Genomic DNA, 15088 nt, shown 5'->3' on the forward strand with positions numbered 1-15088 from the left:
ATGGGTTTATTTGCAGTTATTGCAATGAACAGCTGCGTTTCGGTTGCAGCTTATCAAAAAGCCTATTTGAATGATGAAGAAATGGCACTTCAGGCTAAAAAACTTGAAGTTTATGAATCTAATTTCCAGGCTTACCGTGAAGGTGCGGCAGGTGCCAATGGAGGAAAATCAGGAGGAGGATGCGGATGCAACTAAAAACTATTCTATCGCTACTATTACTATTGTCAGTTACATTTGCAGTAAATGCCCAAACAGATAAAAATAGCATCGACGACAAACAAGAAGACAGTCGCAAAAAAGTAAAATTATCGGAAGATTACCAAGAGACCGAAGTGAATTTCCTGCTTAACTATTACGAGCAAGACGGCGATCATTCTCCTGTTACCGGTGGACAAGGAACCGAAGAATTAACGAATGTAGCTCCTAGTTTTGTAGTTCACATTCCTGTTGATTCCTTATCGAGTTTGGATTTGAATTTTGGAATAGATATTTATTCTTCGGCTTCAACCGATAATATCGATTATTTTGATACGCACAAATCATCTGCTTCGGGCATGGATGCCAGAGCTCATATTAATGCATACTACTCACACAAATTGCTAAAATCAGGAAATGACTATAGTGTTCTTGCCGGATTTTCACAGGAATATGATGTGAGTTCTTATCATGCAGGTGGTTCTTACACCCTTAATTCGAAAGATCAGAACAGATCTCTTACCATTGATGGATTGTACATGAATGACAGCTGGAAATTACTTTATCCTACGGAGCTAAGAGGAAGTAGTGATGCAAATCTTAAAGATGACGTGCGTACAACCTTAAAATTTGGTTTATCGTATTCACAAGTAATTAATAAGCGTTCGCAAGCCTTATTTTCAATGGAAGTAGTTTCGCAAAGCGGACTATTATCCACTCCATTCCACCGTGTGTTTTTTGATGATGCTTTTGCTTTCGCAAATGACAAAAACGAGCTGGCAACAAGAAGTCACATTGAGCAACTTGATGACAGTCGAATCAAAATACCTATCTCAATGCGTTGGAACTACTATATAAGCGATTTTATTCGATTAAAAACATTCTATCGTTACTATTCGGATAGTTGGGGAATTTCAGCCCACACAGCAAGTGTAGAACTTCCAATGATGGTAAGTCCATCATTTATCATTTCACCATTTGCAAGGTATCACACACAAACAGCTGCCGACGATTTTTATGAATTTGGACAAGCTAGCTCTACTGCCGAATTTTACACTTCTGATTACGATTTATCGGAATTTGACAGTTTTAAAGTTGGGGTAGGATTCCAATATTCACCAGTTACGGGAATTAGTAATTTCAAATCTCCATTAAGAAAAGGAAAAACGGCGCAACTAAAAAGCATTGGATTACGAACTGCATATTATGACCGAAGCGATGGTTTAAACGCATGGTTGGTAAGTTTAGATTTTGCATTTACATTTTAAACACCAATACAACATTAATAATGAATGGGTTGCTAATAAAGCAGCCCATTTTTTTTGAATCAAAAAATACCTTACAAACTATAAAGCACAAAAAAACTGCTCAAAAAAAAATGAAGCAGTTTTGACATTGAGTCCGGAGATCGGGACCCGTTTAGTGAAGAGAGCGTTAAAAACAAAAAGCTGTTTGAGCGTAGCGAGTTCTTTTGATTCACATATAAATTTCATAAATAGGAGTTCATGATCTCACAAGTTCGGTAGTTTAGCAATCGAACTGATAACGGGTGATTGAGGACGTTGTCAATGATTTTTTGTTTCGTTTTTTATCCTAGAAAAAATGAAAAGCCCGTCCGGCTAAAGGACAAGCAAAAAATAATAAGGCTCACTCCTTTTATTGAAAATTGGTAACATTCGAAACCATCCTAAAATCAAGCTTTGACTCACGAATTATTGGGACTGTCCTAAGCTTTGGGTTGCAACTTTTCAAGCTTCGAGGATAAGCCTTTTGCTATTCCGACGCAAACGCGAATTGCTTCCAAATGCTTTTTTTAACCTGCGCCGGTACTTACTGCCACATTAATATCCCAGGCTGGCATTCGCTGTGCTCATTTACCCCGGGCTATTATATTTGAGCTCCCGATAAGCATCGGGACCAAGAAAAAAGGGTTAACAAAGGGACGAATGTAAAATACTTCCTTTTTCGCTTCTCTAAAATTTATGCCTGGTTTTAACAAAACCCCAAATTATCTCCTGACTCAGGATGCATCCATAGCGAAAACGCCACAAACTATAAAGCACAAAAAAACTGCTCCATATGAATGAAACAGTTTTAGCTGAGCGAGAAACGAGACTCAAACTCGCGACCCCAACCTTGGCAAGGTTGTGCTCTATCAACTGAGCTATTCTCGCATTTTCCTTTTTACAAAACTCTATTACTGAAAGAAAGGATAAACTTCAATAATCCTGGAGCGAGAAACGAGACTCAAACTCGCGACCCCAACCTTGGCAAGGTTGTGCTCTATCAACTGAGCTATTCTCGCATTAAAAAGAGTTAATGTATTAACTCCTGCGCTGCAAATATAGATATTCCCTCGCTTTTGACAAATGTTTTTTCAAAAAAAAAATCAAAAAAAGCATACAAACACACCTAAAAACCTGACTATTTGAGCAAAAGGATGGAGGAAATTATCAAAAATAATTTCCTCCATCTATTTTGTACCACCTGCAGATATCTACAAGTTATCTTTTAAAAATTTATTGAATCGTTTATACAAATGCAATCTTGTTTTACCACCATATATACTATGATTCCTATTGGTATATATCTGCATTTCAAATTGTTTATCTGCCTGCACCAAACGTTCTGTCAACTCGTAAGTATTCTGAATATGCACATTATCATCAGCTGTTCCGTGGCATAATAAAAGAGATCCTTTTAATTTATCTACATGATTAATTGGTGAATTATCATCGTAACCTTTTTCGTTTTCTTGCGGAGTCCTCATGAATCTCTCAGTGTAAACAGAATCGTAATACCTCCAGTTGGTAACTGGCGCAACAGCTATAGCTGCAGCAAACACATCATTCCCTTTCTCTAAACATAGGGTAGACATAAATCCACCGTAACTCCATCCCCAAATAGCAATTCTATTCTCATCAATAAAATTTTCTTTGGCTAAGTAACGTGCAGCAGCAATCTGATCATCCGACTCCAATCTACCCAATTGCATGTAGGTGCATTTTCTAAAAATCTCACCTCTGGCGCCTGTACCTCTAGGATCAACGCAAACTACAATATATCCCTCCTGAGCTAAATACTGGTACCAATCGAAACTCCATGAGTTATTCACACTTTGCGAATTTGGACCACTATATTGAGTCATTACCACAGGATACTTTTTGCTTGGATCAAAGTTGAATGGCTTGATCATCCATGCATTCAGCATCGTCATTTCATCAGCAGCAGGCACCATGGTAAATTCCTTTGGCGAATACTGATATCCTTTTAACTTTTCAACCAGCTCCTTATTGTCTTCCAGCACACGAATCAATTTACCTTTATGACTAAACAAACTAACCGTATTCGGCTGAGTAACACTGGAAAAATAATTGATGTAATATTTAAATCCGTTACTAAAAACGGTACTATTAGTCCCTTTCTCAGGAGTTAGCAACTCCTTTGATGTACCATTCAACTTCACCGAATAAACGTTTCTATCCATTGGCGATACTTCCGCTGACTGATAATAACAAACCTGCTTATCTTCATCAAAACCTAAAAAATCGGTAACATCCCAATCTCCATTAGTAATTTGCTGAACAGATTTCCCAGTGATCATATCATACAAATACAAATGATTAAAGCCATCCTTCTCATCCAAATAAATAAAATGCTTACCATCATTCAAATAGGTTAAATAATCAAAATTCCCTTCTTCAATGTAATACTTGTTCTCTTGTGAATACATTACATTCGAACTACCGGTTCTTGCATTAGCAAGTAAGAACTCCAACTTATTCTGATGACGATTCAATCGATAAATACTTAGCATTTTAGGATCCTGAGTCCATTTAATACGAGGAATGTATTGATCCTTCTCCTCTCCCACATCCATTCTCTTTGTAATTCGATCTTCAACATTATAAACAAATACCTCAACACTGGAATTCTTCTCTCCCGCTTTTGGGTATTTATAGGTGTAATTCTCTGGATATAAAGCATTCTCTTTCACCTTTGGTTCCAAACCTTCGAATTTGTTCATATTGAACACCTTCACTTCGCTCTCATTAAATTTCATATAGGCAAGAAAATCACTGTCCGGCGACCATGCGAATGCTTTATTAAATTCAAATTCCTCTTCATAAACCCAATCAGGTGTTCCGTTTTGTATCTTATTCCATTCTCCATCATTGGTAATCCTAATCTCAGAACCAAACAAAACATTATGAATGAACAGATTGTTATCCCTTACAAAAGCAATTCTATTTCCATTTGGAGAAAAAGTAGCCAAACGTTGCTTTCCATTTTTCGACAAAGGAACCAACTCCTTATTTTTAAAAGAGAACACAAAATAATCAGCAGTAAAAGAACGTCGGTAAATCCTCTCAGGATTCGTCATTAGCAGAATACGACTTTCATCAGCGCTAAATTCATATTCCTTAATGCTTTTAATTTCAGCATCCTTCATTGTGTTTAAATTCAATAGAGTATCCACAACCTTACCTGTATCGTAATCATACTTTACTATTTTAGTTCCATCTTCTTCTAAAGTAGTGTAGTGAATACCATCATTCATCGATAGCAAACCTTTAACAGATTTCTGACTAAAAGTACCATCCTGCATCAAATCTTCCATGCTTATCTTTTGATTACCAACCTGGGAGAAGGCTGAAAAACCAAAACAAATCATCATAAACAATGTAAATATCTTTCGACTAATCCTCATAATTTTCAATTTATTTTGTGTTTAGTATAAGTTGCTCATTAATTTTCAAAGGTTCGATTTTTTTTACAGAAAAGAAAAATTCCTTGCCGATTAATTTTGACTACTACTCCTATACATTAAAGACAATAGAGTCGTTTCTTTCAATATAATTCTTTTAATTCCTGAATATTGCCTGCCAAATTTCACTACAAATCAGGGAGAAAATTATACCTTTGTGAATTGAATAAAAATTACGAATAAAAATAACATTATATAATGATCAAAATTACATTTCCGGATAACACTGTAAAAGAGTTTGAAGCCGGGACTTCTGGCCTTGGTATTGCTAGAAGTCTAAGTAATAGCCTTGCCAAAGAAGTCTTATCCATAACTGTAAATGATAACATTTGGGATATTGCTCGTCCAATTAACGAAGATGCAAGCATTAAATTACATACCTGGGATGATGCCGAAGGTAAATATGCGTTTTGGCATAGTTCTGCTCACCTTATGGCAGAAGCTCTTCAAGAACTATATCCTGACGTAAAATTTGGTATCGGTCCTGCTATTGAAATGGGCTTTTATTACGATGTTGATTTAGGAAACGGAACCATTCTTTCCGATAAAGATCTTCCTAAGATTGAACAAAAAATGCTCGAACTTGCACGATGCAAAAATGAATATATTCGCACGGATGTTAGCAAGGAAGAAGCTCTTTCGTTTTTTAAAGAGAAAAACGAAGAATACAAGCTCGAATTAATCAATGAGCTTGAGGATGGCACAATTAGCTTTTACAAACAAGGAGACTTTACCGATTTGTGCAGAGGACCTCACTTGCCTAACACTAGCTATATTAAGGCTATTAAATTGAATTCAGTTGCTGGCGCCTACTGGAGAGGCGATGAAAAAAGACCACAATTGACACGTGTTTACGGAATTACTTTCCCTAAAAAGAAATTTCTGGATGAATACGTAGTAATGATGGAAGAGGCTAAAAAACGTGATCACCGAAAACTTGGGAAAGAAATGGAATTATTCACTTTCTCTCAAAATGTTGGTCAGGGAATGCCATTGTGGTTACCAAAAGGAGCTCAATTAAGAGAAAACTTAGAAAATTTCTTAAAACGCGTACAGAAAAAATTCGGATACGAGCAGGTTATTACCCCACATATCGGAAACATAAACTTGTACAAGACTTCAGGTCACTACGAAAAATATGGTGCTGATTCATTTCAGCCAATTAAAACTCCGCAAGAAGGAGAAGAATATTTACTAAAACCGATGAACTGTCCTCACCATTGTGAGATTTACAAGTTCAAACCTCGTTCATACAAAGATCTTCCTATAAGATATGCCGAATTTGGAACTGTTTACCGTTACGAACAAAGTGGTGAACTGCATGGTTTAACTCGTGTTAGAAGTTTTACACAAGATGATGCTCATTTGTTCTGTACGCCGGATCAATTGAAAGATGAATTCAAAAAGGTAATTGATATCATTTTCATCATCTTTAAGGCGCTTGATTTTAAAGACTATACTGCTCAAATATCTTTACGCGATAAGGTAAACCGGGACAAGTATATTGGCAGCGATGAAAACTGGGACAAAGCAGAGCAGGCAATTATTGAAGCTTCTGCAGAAAAAGGTTTAAATACAGTTATTGAATATGGCGAAGCAGCCTTTTATGGTCCTAAGCTCGATTTCATGATCAAGGATGCTATTGGTCGTAAATGGCAGTTGGGAACTATTCAGGTTGATTACAACTTACCAGAACGTTTCGAATTGGAATATGTTGGCAGTGATAATCAAAAACATCGCCCTATCATGATCCACAGAGCACCATTCGGTTCTATGGAACGATTTGTTGCAGTTTTACTGGAACACACAGGTGGCAAATTTCCATTGTGGTTAACACCTGAACAGGCAGTAATTATGCCTATAAGTGAAAAATATAATGATTATGCCAAAAAAGTTTTAAATTCGTTAAATAATTCCGATATTCGCGCCGTATTGGATGATCGCAACGAGAAGATAGGTCGTAAGATTCGTGACAGCGAATTGAAAAAGACCCCTTACCTTATTATTGTAGGAGAAAAAGAAGCTACCGAAGGTACTGTTTCTGTTCGCAGACAAGGAGAAGGTGATTTAGGTTCTCAGAGCATTCAAGAATTTACAGATTTCATAAATAAGGAAGTAGAAGATCAAATGTCTTCTATTGAAAAATATTAACTAAATTTAGGAGGACCTAGACATAGCTGGATTTCACCATAAAAACAACAGAGGCCCAAGAAAACCTCAAGAAGCTCTACATAAAATTAACAAGTTAATTAGAGCCCGCAGCGTTCGCGTGGTTGGAGAGAACGTAGAACCAGGAGTTTATTCAATTTCCGAAGCACTTAAATTTGCCGAGGATCAAGGATTAGACCTAATTGAAATTTCACCAAACGCCGATCCACCAGTCTGTAAAATTTCTGATTACCAAAAGTTTCTTTATCAGCAGAAAAAGAAACAGAAGGAATTGAAGGCAAAAACGGTTAAAGTTGTAGTTAAAGAAATTCGTTTCGGACCAAACACCGACGAACATGATTACAATTTTAAACTTAAACATGCCGAAAAATTCTTAACTGAGGGATCGAAAGTGAAAGCTTATGTTTTCTTTAAAGGTCGATCAATTCTTTTTAAAGACAAAGGTGAAATTCTTTTGTTAAGATTTGCTCAAGATCTGGAAGAGCTTGGTAAGGTTGAACAACTTCCAAGATTGGAAGGAAAACGTATGACCATGTTTTTAACTCCGAAGAAAAAGTAAAGTAATTTATATATAATCAATAATTAGTTGTACAATGCCTAAGATGAAAACAAATTGCAGCGCAAAGAAAAGATTTACTTTGACTGCATCTGGAAAAATCAAAAGAAAGCACGCTTTTAAAAGTCATATTTTGACTAAAAAGAGCACTAAAAGAAAGAGAAATCTGACTTACTTTGGTACTGTAAGCAAATCAGACCAGAAAAATGTTAAGTTAATGCTTAACATGTTGTAAGAATCAGTATTTGATTTTTAAAGTTTATTAACCGAGTGATTTAGCAATAAAAGAGTCCTTAAGTGGAACGCTAACATTCTAAAAACAGAAACAATGCCTAGATCAGTAAATTCTGTAGCTTCAAGAGCTAGAAGGAAAAAGATTTTAAAACAAACCAGAGGTAACTTTGGTGCAAGAGCTAACGTTTGGACGGTAGCCAAGAATACATGGGAAAAAGGTTTGCAGTACGCATACCGTGATAGAAAAAAGAAGAAATCAAACTTCAGAGCATTGTGGATTCAGCGTATTAATGCTGCTGCCAGACTAGAAGGTTTGTCGTATTCACAATTAATTGGTTTGATGCACAAAGCTAACATCGAAATTAACCGTAAGGTTTTAGCCGATTTAGCAATGAATCATCCTGAAGCATTTAAAGCTGTTGTAGGAAAATCACAAACAGCTAAATAATACTATAAATTATTTACTTTAGAACGGGATTGTTTTTTACAATCCCGTTTTTTTGTTTATCTCCTAAATCTAAATGCTTATTGGGCGCATGATGCTACTTATCGAAAAAGCCTTTTCTGATTGGACAATAATCCTCTCTTGTTAGTTTATTACGCATTGGATTTATTATTTTTGAAATCATAAAACAGGAGAAAAACGATTAACCATACAAGCTCCTCAAAAAAACCACACATGAAAATAGCACTTATCGGTTATGGAAAAATGGGCAAGGAAATTGAACAAATTGCGATTGACCGTGGCCATGAAATAGGATTGATAATTGATCAGGAAAATCAAAATGATTTAATTCCAGATAAACTTAAAGACATAGATGTAGCCATTGAATTTACAAATCCAAAATCAGCCTTTGACAACTATCAAATTTGTTTTGAAGCAAATGTTCCTGTTGTTTCAGGGACTACCGGTTGGCTGGATAAAATTGACTTAGTTAAAGAGAGGTGTCAATCAGGAAATGGATTTTTCTATGCTTCTAATTTTAGTTTAGGGGTAAATCTGTTCTTTGAATTGAATAAAAAACTAGCCAAACTAATGGCTCCTTTCAGCGAATACAATGCCGACATGGAAGAAATTCATCATATTCATAAGCTAGATTCGCCAAGTGGAACCGCAATTACTCTTGCCGAGGGAATTATTGAAAATCATCCTCGAAAAACGAAGTGGATTGAAGCTGCAAGCACAAAGGAGGACGAACTTAGTATTTTCGCGAAACGACATGGTGCTGTTCCTGGCACTCATTCAATCACCTGGCACTCTGAAGTTGACGAAATAAACATCCAACATTTGGCTTACAGTCGAAAAGGATTTGCTCTTGGTGCAGTTCTAGCAGCCGAATTTATGCCTAAAAAGAAAGGCTTTTTTGGCATGAAAGATCTTTTAAACCTATAGTTTAGAATAACTTACCGCAACAATTAAAAAAAATAAATAATCATTTAAAAAAAAATTGAATGAGCAGCATACTAAGAAATAAATGGTTTAAATTTTCAATAGCTCTAATTATCTGCCTATTGATGATTATCTGGATAGGTAATTACTGGCTAATTTTAGGCCTTCCTATTCTTTTTGATGTTTATATCAGTAAAAAAGTACATTGGGCTTTCTGGAAAAAAAAAGGTGTAAAAAAACAAAGTGCGACAGTTGAATGGGTTGATGCAATTATATTCGCTGTTATTGCTGCTACCCTAATCAGAATGTTCTTTATTGAAGCATATACAATTCCTACTTCATCAATGGAGAAATCATTGTTAGTTGGTGATTATCTTTTTGTGAGCAAAGTAGCATACGGACCAAAAATCCCTAATACTCCCCTATCATTCCCTTTTGCTCATCATACAATGCCTTTAACCAAATCAACAAAATCATATTTGGAATGGATTCAATGGCCATACAAACGTCTTGCTGGCATAAGCGAAGTAAAGCGAAATGATATAGTTGTTTTCAACTTCCCTGCCGGAGATACGATTGTTGTTGGAGCAGAAAATCCAGACTATTATTCGCAATTAAGAAGTTATTCTACCTTATTTAAGGAAGCTGATATGAAAAAAGGCCGGGAGCTTCAATCAGATCAAGAATACACCAAAATGGGGCGAAAATATTTATCCACTCAAAATACAATTGCTACCAGACCTGTAGATAAGCAGGAAAATTATATTAAACGATGTGTAGGGATACCTGGTGATACACTGTTATCCATAGATGGGCAATTATTCATCAATGGAAAAAAACAAGATTTGATTGAAGAATTACAATTTATTTATGAAGTCAGAACCAATGGATCTTCAATAAATCCAAGAAAACTTGAAGAGCTCAATATTGCAAAAGCTGATCGTAATCATAATGGCTCAGTGTATAATTTACCTTTATCAACGAAAAAAGTTGAAGAGTTAAAAAAGCTAAGTAATGTAGTTTCTATTATCCGCCGTAATTCAAGCAAAGGATATCCTGAAGATGTATTTCCATTTAGTTCATACTACAACTGGAATCGAGATAACTTTGGTCCTCTCGTTATTCCTAAAAAAGGGCAAACAGTTTCACTTAACCTAGAAACACTTCCTTTGTATGAAAGAGCAATTAACGCTTATGAAGGTAATGCTTTAAGAGTGCAGGATTCTACCATTTATATCAATGGTGAAATTGCAACAGATTTCACGTTTAAAATGGACTATTACTGGATGATGGGTGACAACAGACATATGTCGGCCGACTCAAGATATTGGGGTTATGTTCCTGAAGATCACATTGTTGGCAAAGCTTCATTCTTATGGCTTTCGTTAGATAAAGACAAAAGTTCTTTTAACAAGATTAGATGGGACAGAGTTTTTAAATGGATTCACTAATCCACTAAAATAAAAATTATAAAAAAGACACCCGATGTGGTGTCTTTTTCTTTTCCATATTTTCTATTTTTGTAGTCTTGCATTAATAGCATCGAAATACCCTATGAAAAACTCGAAAGCCTTATTGGCAACTTCTTTTTTTGCACCCATTCAATATTATTCTAAGTTGATTCAATACCCTGAAATTACAATTGAACAATGGGAGAATTACTCAAAGCAGTCATACAGAAACCGTTGTAATATTTTGGGCGCTAATGGAGTTTTACCCCTATCAATTCCAGTGGCTAAGGCGACTAATAAAAAGGTGCTTACTAAGGATGTAAAAATATCACATGATACTAATTGGCAGAAGTTACATTGGAAGGGAATAGAAGCAGCCTACAAATCTTCTCCTTTTTATGAATATTACATTGATGATTTGGAGCGTTTCTTTACTCAAAAGTGGAATTATTTGCTCGAATACAACAATGAAATTCAGAAAGAAATATTCGGCATTCTGGAAATTGAACCAAACATTCACTTCACGGATGATTTTATTGAATTTGGCCCAAATGAGTTTGATGATTTCCGGGAAATAATTCATCCAAAAGCATCAAAATCAGAAACCGACAATGCATTCATTGCGAACAAATACACTCAAGTATTTGGAGATAAATTTGGTTTTATTGAAAACCTGAGTATATTGGATTTGATCTTTAATCTGGGACCGGATAGCTTAAACTATCTTGAATCAAGTATTACTAAACGATAACTGTTTTAGGAGATCGGACATGATTAGATCATGATCGAAGGCAAGAGGTGGTAATTGATCAACTGCGAACCATTTTGCTTGCTTTGCATCATCGGCACCATTTACAAGGGGCAATTCCTCTGATTCCATTACACCTGTATAAACCACAGAGACAGTTCTGCCGCGAGGATCTCGATTTACCCCTCCATACGTTTTAAATTGCTTTAAACCAAAACCAACAAAGCGTGTCTCTTCTTTCAATTCACGATAAGCAGCCACCTCAATATCTTCATCCATATCAACAAAACCTCCGGGGAAAGCCCACATATTCTGAAATGGCGGGTTAGCTCTTTGAATTAACAAAACATAGAGTTTGTAATTGAATTTGCAAAAAACTGCACAATCTACCGTTAGTGCTGGCCTTGGATATTGATAAGTATACATATTGAAATTTCAATAAAAATCTTGAGAACAACTTATTGCTGAATAATTCTTTTTATCACTCTTAGTTTATGCGTGTAACGCTTTTTATCGACATTAAATATCCCTTGGTGATCGACGTTATCAATACGAACATTACCCGAAGCATGAATGATCTTATGTCGATCCCAAATAATACCTACATGAGTGATTTTACCCTCGTCGTTATCGAAAAATGCCAAGTCACCAGGCAGAGCCTCTTCGACAAAGGTCAAAGTATCTCCTACCATAACTTGCTCACTTGCGTCTCTAGGCAAAACAATGCCATTCAGCTTATAAACAATTTGCGTTAGACCCGAACAATCAATACCGTAAGGAGTTCGTCCTCCCCATAAGTATGGAGCATTAAAATATTTTAAGGCACTTTCGATGATGGAATCACGCAAGTGTTCACCATAGGAGTTTTCAGAAACTTTACCCTGATAGAAATAACTTTTATTAGCTATTTTAAATGATTTTTTCTCCAAATCGCAAAAAGGGAATGAACTTCCTGGCACAATCAGTTTATTGGAATAATCCTGATCCTGAAAAACCAAATTAAAGGTATCATTAGCAACAACTTGAAGCTCTTTATTCAAAACCTGAAAAAGTGCTTCGTCAATTCCAGTAATCATTTTACTGTCAACCCATCCTTCGTAATTATCAAAAGCTAATCGTACTTTCGACCAATTTTCATTCTCTTCCAGAATCTCACAATGTTCCCCAAACAATAATTGAGTTACCATTTCACTTCTTTCAGCTGGCTCTTTTCGGACTGGTATAATACTAAGATCGGAAATTCCGTAATTCATTTATTGTTCTATTTTTAGCTTACAAATCAAATATAAAGAATTAAATTATGTTTTTACATTTGCTTTCACAAAATTGCCAATAAAATAGGTCATCTAAAAGAAATGGTGAATAGTTTTCTAGCACAAAATATTACATTATTTTTATGAACAGAATTTCAGAAAAAAACCGAACACAAATAGAAAGCCGAAATGAATAAATACTTCAGGTGGATTCGACAGAATTTAAATAATATCTACAGGTTTTTGATTACATCAATGACCATTATTCTTATCACTCTATTGTTTCCCAATGTTGGTAACTTCAAATACGAATACCAAAAAGGAAAACCATGGATGCACGAAACCTTAATTGCTCCTTTTGATTTTGCTATTCTAAAAACAGCAAGCGAAATTTCACAGGAGAAAGATAGTATTTTGAAGAAATTCTATCCTTTCTTCAAAATGGATACTGCAGTAGTTGTTAACGTTACGAATAAATTCAAATCCGATTTTGATAAAAAATGGAGCAAATTTAAAAATTCCGATTCATATAAAAAAGAGAATCATTCCAATCAAACAACAAATGAACAATTCAATCGATTAAAAGAATACCTCGTTCTAAATCTTAATAAAATTTATGAATTTGGCATAACTGATTTTCAAAATGAACAAAAAGATTTAGGCTTTAAACGTCCCGAATTCATTAATAAATCTGTAAATAATCTTAACGAAGTTGTAAGTATTAAGTATATCTACACTCCTAAAAGTGCATACCAATATATTTCAAATCAATTAAAAAAAGATTTTCCCACTGCTGCTTATCAGGGCTTCATTCAGGATCTAAACATCGATTCCTATTTACAACCCAATTTATTTTATGCTGCAACAATGTCTGAGCAAGTAAAAACCAGTATGTTATCTATGGTTTCTATTTCAAAAGGCATTGTTGAATCGGGAACCCGAATTGTTCTGGTTGGAGATATTATTGATGATCATACTTTTGTTGTTTTAGAATCACTAAAGAAAGACTATGAAAACATTCTAGGATCGTCGCAGAACCATTATCTGATAGTCATTGGACAGTGCATGCTAATTATTTCTTGCATTGTATTACTCTTTCTTTACCTCCGGAATTTTCGAAAACAGATTTTGCATGATAATAAGAAACTACTTTTTATACTTTTATTTGTACTTCTATATGTTGCTCTTACAACTCTTGTACTAAAATTCCCTAAAATAAATATCTACATTATCCCATTTGCCTTAATTACGATAGTTGTTAGAACTTTAATGGATAGTAGAACGGCTCTCTTTGTTTTTATTATTACTGTTTTACTTACAGGATTTTTAGCCCCAAATGGCTTCGAATTTGTATTTCTACAGCTTTCCGCCGGTATTATGGCTATTTATAGTCTACCTCGATTAGAGCGTCGCGGACAATTGGTTTTAACAGGAATAATCACTTTCATAACCTATAGTATTGTGTACTTCGCATTTGCCCTAACTCAGGAAACAAATATCGCTGACATTAAATGGGTAAACTTCATGTTCTTTGCTATCAATTGCTTATTCATTACATTCTCATATTCACTAATATACATTTTCGAAAAACTTTTTGGTTTTCTTTCTGATGTTACACTAATTGAGCTCTCGAATCAAAATCATCCACTCTTACGCCAACTGCTGCTGCATTCGCCAGGAACCTTTCAGCATTGCTTACAGGTAGCTAATTTAGCTGAGGCGGCGATCAACAAAATTGGAGGAAATCCATTACTGGTTCGTACCGGTGCTTTATATCATGATATTGGAAAGATGAAACATCCGGCTTATTTTATCGAAAATCAACTAACCAACTCAAACCCTCATGATAAATTAGAATTTGATAAAAGTGCTCAGATCATTACTGATCACGTTAAGTATGGAGTGAAGATTGCAAAGAAGCACAAGCTTCCTCAATTAATTATTGATTTTATTGAAACCCATCATGGTGCAGGTAAAGTTCAATACTTCTACACCTCATTTAAAAATAAATATCCAGACAAAGAAATTGACGAGGAGAAATTCACCTATCCAGGTCCCGATCCTTTTACAAAAGAAACAGCGGTATTAATGATGGCTGATTCTGTAGAAGCATCATCACGTAGTTTAAAAGAGAAAACTCCTGAAACTATTCGAAATCTTATAGATAAAATCATTGATAAGCAAATAGCTGAAAATCGCTTTCAAAATGCCGATATAACCTTTAAAAACATCAATCAGGTTAAAGAAATTTTCACAAATGCTCTTATCAACGTGTATCATGCACGAATTGAGTATCCAAAGGAGAATAAATAATTCTTTATTTT

The 15088-nt window shown here is 35.2% G+C and carries 13 protein-coding genes and 2 tRNA genes; 10 read left to right on the forward strand and 5 right to left on the reverse strand.

Going from position 1 to position 15088, the window contains the following annotated elements:
- Together ALGA_RS02895 and ALGA_RS02900 are read left to right on the forward strand one after the other, a co-directional pair.
- Complete coding sequence (locus ALGA_RS02895; RefSeq protein WP_231706037.1) at positions 1 to 195, forward strand: DUF4266 domain-containing protein; 195 nt, start codon at positions 1 to 3, stop codon at positions 193 to 195.
- Positions 180 to 1463, forward strand: coding sequence for a DUF3570 domain-containing protein (locus ALGA_RS02900; RefSeq protein ID WP_096427873.1), 1284 nt, complete (start codon positions 180 to 182; stop codon positions 1461 to 1463). The genes ALGA_RS02895 and ALGA_RS02900 overlap by 16 nt, the downstream gene beginning before the upstream one ends.
- A gap of 833 nt (positions 1464 to 2296) precedes the next feature.
- Here ALGA_RS02900 and ALGA_RS02905 read toward each other — a convergent pair.
- The 3 genes from ALGA_RS02905 to ALGA_RS02915 form a co-directional block, all read right to left on the reverse strand.
- Positions 2297 to 2369, reverse strand: a tRNA-Gly gene (locus ALGA_RS02905).
- Between the two features lie 55 nt (positions 2370 to 2424).
- Positions 2425 to 2500: transfer RNA gene (locus ALGA_RS02910), tRNA-Gly, on the reverse strand.
- A 192-nt stretch (positions 2501 to 2692) separates the two neighbouring features.
- On the reverse strand, positions 2693 to 4906 hold the full coding sequence (locus tag ALGA_RS02915; protein ID WP_231706039.1) for a S9 family peptidase: 2214 nt from the start codon (positions 4904 to 4906) through the stop codon (positions 2693 to 2695).
- Positions 4907 to 5161: 255 nt separating this feature from the next.
- Here ALGA_RS02915 and thrS point away from each other — a divergent pair, with 255 nt between their 5' ends.
- The 7 genes from thrS (at position 5162) to ALGA_RS02950 (ending at position 11514) form a co-directional block, all read left to right on the forward strand.
- Positions 5162 to 7114 carry a threonine--tRNA ligase gene (thrS, locus tag ALGA_RS02920; protein WP_096427875.1) on the forward strand — a complete coding sequence of 651 codons (1953 nt, stop codon included), beginning with the start codon at positions 5162 to 5164 and terminating at the stop codon, positions 7112 to 7114.
- Positions 7115 to 7136: 22 nt separating this feature from the next.
- Positions 7137 to 7691, forward strand: a complete 555-nt coding sequence (gene infC, locus ALGA_RS02925) for a translation initiation factor IF-3 (RefSeq protein ID WP_096427876.1) — start codon at positions 7137 to 7139, stop codon at positions 7689 to 7691.
- 43 nt (positions 7692 to 7734) lie between these two features.
- The gene (gene rpmI / locus ALGA_RS02930) at positions 7735 to 7923 is read left to right on the forward strand and encodes a 50S ribosomal protein L35 (protein ID WP_449405337.1); all 189 of its coding nucleotides are present in this window, start codon (positions 7735 to 7737) and stop codon (positions 7921 to 7923) included.
- Between the two features lie 93 nt (positions 7924 to 8016).
- Positions 8017 to 8370, forward strand: a complete 354-nt coding sequence (rplT, locus tag ALGA_RS02935) for a 50S ribosomal protein L20 (RefSeq protein ID WP_096427878.1) — start codon at positions 8017 to 8019, stop codon at positions 8368 to 8370.
- A gap of 231 nt (positions 8371 to 8601) precedes the next feature.
- Positions 8602 to 9315 (forward strand): 4-hydroxy-tetrahydrodipicolinate reductase, encoded by a 714-nt coding sequence (gene dapB, locus ALGA_RS02940; RefSeq protein ID WP_096427879.1) that lies wholly within the window; start codon positions 8602 to 8604, stop codon positions 9313 to 9315.
- Between the two features lie 59 nt (positions 9316 to 9374).
- Entirely contained in the window at positions 9375 to 10763 is a 1389-nt protein-coding gene (lepB, locus tag ALGA_RS02945) for a signal peptidase I (protein ID WP_096427880.1), read from the forward strand.
- Positions 10764 to 10866: 103 nt separating this feature from the next.
- Entirely contained in the window at positions 10867 to 11514 is a 648-nt protein-coding gene (locus tag ALGA_RS02950) for a WbqC family protein (RefSeq protein WP_096427881.1), read from the forward strand.
- Here ALGA_RS02950 and ALGA_RS02955 read toward each other — a convergent pair.
- Entirely contained in the window at positions 11494 to 11937 is a 444-nt protein-coding gene (locus ALGA_RS02955; protein WP_096427882.1) for an NUDIX domain-containing protein, read from the reverse strand. The genes ALGA_RS02950 and ALGA_RS02955 overlap by 21 nt on opposite strands.
- 32 nt (positions 11938 to 11969) lie before the next feature.
- Positions 11970 to 12764 (reverse strand): C40 family peptidase, encoded by a 795-nt coding sequence (locus ALGA_RS02960; RefSeq protein ID WP_096427883.1) that lies wholly within the window; start codon positions 12762 to 12764, stop codon positions 11970 to 11972.
- Between the two features lie 189 nt (positions 12765 to 12953).
- On the opposite strand from ALGA_RS02960, the gene ALGA_RS02965 reads away from it, so the two are divergent.
- Positions 12954 to 15077 carry an HD family phosphohydrolase gene (locus tag ALGA_RS02965; protein WP_096427884.1) on the forward strand — a complete coding sequence of 708 codons (2124 nt, stop codon included), beginning with the start codon at positions 12954 to 12956 and terminating at the stop codon, positions 15075 to 15077.
- The last annotated feature ends 11 nt before the right edge of the window (positions 15078 to 15088 follow it).

This window comes from Labilibaculum antarcticum, from assembly GCF_002356295.1.
Lineage (GTDB): Bacteria > Bacteroidota > Bacteroidia > Bacteroidales > Marinifilaceae > Labilibaculum > Labilibaculum antarcticum.

Excerpts from the sequence above, each read along its gene's own strand:
- rpmI (WP_449405337.1), top strand. The coding sequence starts at position 7,735 with ATGAAAACAAATTGCAGCGCAAAGAAAAGATTTACTTTGACTGCATCT.
- thrS (WP_096427875.1), top strand. The coding sequence starts at position 5,162 with ATGATCAAAATTACATTTCCGGATAACACTGTAAAAGAGTTTGAAGCC.
- ALGA_RS02960 (WP_096427883.1), bottom strand. The coding sequence starts at position 12,764 with ATGAATTACGGAATTTCCGATCTTAGTATTATACCAGTCCGAAAAGAG.
- ALGA_RS02915 (WP_231706039.1), bottom strand. The coding sequence starts at position 4,906 with ATGAGGATTAGTCGAAAGATATTTACATTGTTTATGATGATTTGTTTT.
- rplT (WP_096427878.1), top strand. The coding sequence starts at position 8,017 with ATGCCTAGATCAGTAAATTCTGTAGCTTCAAGAGCTAGAAGGAAAAAG.
- ALGA_RS02950 (WP_096427881.1), top strand. The coding sequence starts at position 10,867 with ATGAAAAACTCGAAAGCCTTATTGGCAACTTCTTTTTTTGCACCCATT.
- ALGA_RS02895 (WP_231706037.1), top strand. The coding sequence starts at position 1 with ATGGGTTTATTTGCAGTTATTGCAATGAACAGCTGCGTTTCGGTTGCA.
- dapB (WP_096427879.1), top strand. The coding sequence starts at position 8,602 with ATGAAAATAGCACTTATCGGTTATGGAAAAATGGGCAAGGAAATTGAA.
- ALGA_RS02955 (WP_096427882.1), bottom strand. The coding sequence starts at position 11,937 with ATGTATACTTATCAATATCCAAGGCCAGCACTAACGGTAGATTGTGCA.
- lepB (WP_096427880.1), top strand. The coding sequence starts at position 9,375 with ATGAGCAGCATACTAAGAAATAAATGGTTTAAATTTTCAATAGCTCTA.
- ALGA_RS02965 (WP_096427884.1), top strand. The coding sequence starts at position 12,954 with ATGAATAAATACTTCAGGTGGATTCGACAGAATTTAAATAATATCTAC.
- ALGA_RS02900 (WP_096427873.1), top strand. The coding sequence starts at position 180 with ATGCGGATGCAACTAAAAACTATTCTATCGCTACTATTACTATTGTCA.